The organism is Streptomyces sp. NPDC059080, assembly GCF_042739975.1.
GTDB lineage: Bacteria > Actinomycetota > Actinomycetes > Streptomycetales > Streptomycetaceae > Streptomyces > Streptomyces benahoarensis.
This window is the reverse complement of the sequence record NZ_JBHYGX010000052.1, coordinates 37,642-39,934: the sequence shown is the minus strand read 5'-3', so window position 1 is coordinate 39,934 and position 2,293 is coordinate 37,642. Positions and strand designations below refer to the sequence as shown.

The 2,293-nt window shown below is 75.5% G+C and carries 1 protein-coding gene and 1 tRNA gene; both read left to right on the top strand.

What is annotated here, in order from left to right; all coding sequences use genetic code 11:
* The first annotated feature begins 224 nt into the window (after positions 1-224).
* Positions 225-2,078, top strand: coding sequence for a tetratricopeptide repeat protein (locus tag ACFWWQ_RS27125; protein ID WP_384601297.1), 1,854 nt, complete (start codon positions 225-227; stop codon positions 2,076-2,078).
* A gap of 89 nt (positions 2,079-2,167) precedes the next feature.
* Positions 2,168-2,241: transfer RNA gene (locus tag ACFWWQ_RS27120), tRNA-Met, on the top strand.
* The last annotated feature ends 52 nt before the right edge of the window (positions 2,242-2,293 follow it).

The window sequence follows — 2,293 nt, the reverse complement described above, 5'->3', positions numbered from 1 at the left end:
CCCGCCACCGGAACTCCCCGCGGCGGGGGGGGGCCCGCCGCCCGGGGGGCCCCCCCGCCCCCCGCGACCGCGCTCTCCCTGTGTACGGCCGCGTCGAACAGTCGATGTGGGGAACCTGTGTGTTTGAGTTTGGCAAGTCGTTGTGTCGGGAAGTCGACAAAACGCTGAAGTGACCTCGCCGGGTGTTGTATACCAGGTGTACGAGGGTTACGGGTGGTGCGACGATGGCTCTTATGGGGGACAAGGCAAGGTTGTTGGAGACGGACCGGTTTGTGCATGCGCCCGACGAAGGGCGCACATCCGAGTTGCCGATGGACGACATGGACGCCGCGGAGGCGGCCGAGGCGTCGGAGGCCGTGACCGAGACCGGTCACCGCCGCGCCGCGGAGGCCGGCGACACCGCGGCCATGAGCGCACTGGGCGCGCTGCTGCTGCGCCGCGGGGATCTCGACGGCGCCGAGCCGTACCTGCGCTCCGCGACCGTCGCGGGCGACCGCGCGGCCGCGAACAATCTCGGCGTACTGCTGCATCAGCGGGGCTACGCGGACGAGGCGGCGGGCTGGTGGCGGATCGCCGCGGTCGCCGGTTCCGCCGCCGCCGCACACGCCCTCGGGCGCCACCACCGCGAGCGCGGCGACGAACCCGCCGCCGAGTACTGGCTGCGCCAGTCCGCCGAATCGGGCCACTGCCTGGGCGCGTACGCCCTCGCTGACCTGCTCGAACACCGCGGGGACGTCGGCGCCGAGCGATGGTTCCGCACCGCGGCCGAGCGCGGGCACCGGGAGGCGGCCTACCGCCTTGCACGGCTCGTCGAGGAGGGGCGCGGCGCGGACCGTCGTACGGCGCCCGCCTACGGCGAGCTGAGCCGGGAGGCCGAGGCCGAGCAGTGGTACCGCCAGGCCGCCGCGCGCGGACACCGGCGCGCGGCGCTCCAGCTCGGCACGTTGCGGGAGGAGCGCGGCGACGTCCAGGAGGCGGGCCGCTGGTACCTCTCCGCCGCCAAGGACGGCGAGCCGAAGGCCGCCTGCGCGCTCGGCTTCCTGCTGCGCGACGCCGGGGACACCGAGAGCGCCGCCGAGTGGTGGCGCCGCGCCGCCCAGGAAGGCGACGGCAACGCCGCCAACGCCCTGGGCGCGCTCCACGCCGACCGCGGCGAGCTGCAGACCGCGGAGCGCTGGTACCGCGCGGCGCTCGACGCGGGCGACGTCAACGGCGCCTACAACCTCGGGCTGCTCTGCGCCGAGCAGGGCCGGGCCGGGCGCGGCGAGCAGTGGTACCGCCGCGCCGCGTACGCCGGACACCGCGAGGCCGCCAACGCGCTGGCCATCCTGCTGCTCCAGCGCGGCGATGCGGCCGGTGCCGAGCCGTGGTTCTCCAAGGCGGCCGAGGCCGGGAGCGTGGACGCGGCGTTCAACCTCGGCATCCTGTTCGCCGGGCGGGGCAGCGAGCGCGCCGCGCAGATCTGGTACGAGCGGGCCGCTGCGGCCGGGCACACCGAGGCGGCGCTCCAGGTCGCGATCGCCCAGCAGCGCGACGGCGAGGACGAGGCGGCGGAGCGCAATCTGCGGTGCGCGGCGGGCGGCGGCAGCGCGGAGGCTGCGTTCCGCCTCGCCGACCTGCTGGACCGCCGGGCCCGGGAGGCCGACGAGCCCTGGCCCGCGGGCGGGGCGCGGACGCCGGACGCCGAGTCCACCCGCTGGTACGAGAAGGCGGCTGCCCTGGGGCACCGTCACGCACAGGTCCGGGTTGGCATGCTCGCGGCGGCCCGGGGTGAGACGGTCGAGGCAGCCCGCTGGTACCGCGCGGCCGCCGAGGCCGGGAGCCGCAACGGCGCCTTCAACCTCGGGCTGCTCCTGGCCCGGGAGGGGAGCCTGCCCGAGGCCGCCCTGTGGTGGCAGCGGGCGGCCCGCGACGGCCACGGCCGGGCCGCGCTCCGGCTGGCGCTGCTGGCCGCGCGGCGCGGGGCGCTGGCCGAGGCCGGGTCGTGGTGCGCGCGCGCCGTGGAGCTGGGGCCGCCGGAGGTCGCCGAGCGGGCGGCGCGGTTGCAGGAAGCGCTCCAGGAGGAGCTGAGCGCCTGACGGCGTTCCCCGGAGGCGGTCAGGCGCCGCCTCCGGGGAACGGATTTGCGCTGGTCGTCGGCGTGGGTCTAGAGTAAGCATCACAACGGCGCGGGGTGGAGCAGCTCGGTAGCTCGCTGGGCTCATAACCCAGAGGTCGCAGGTTCAAATCCTGTCCCCGCTACTGAAGACGTATGGCCGGGTTTTTTGGTGTATCAGGGGCATAGTCGGTTTGC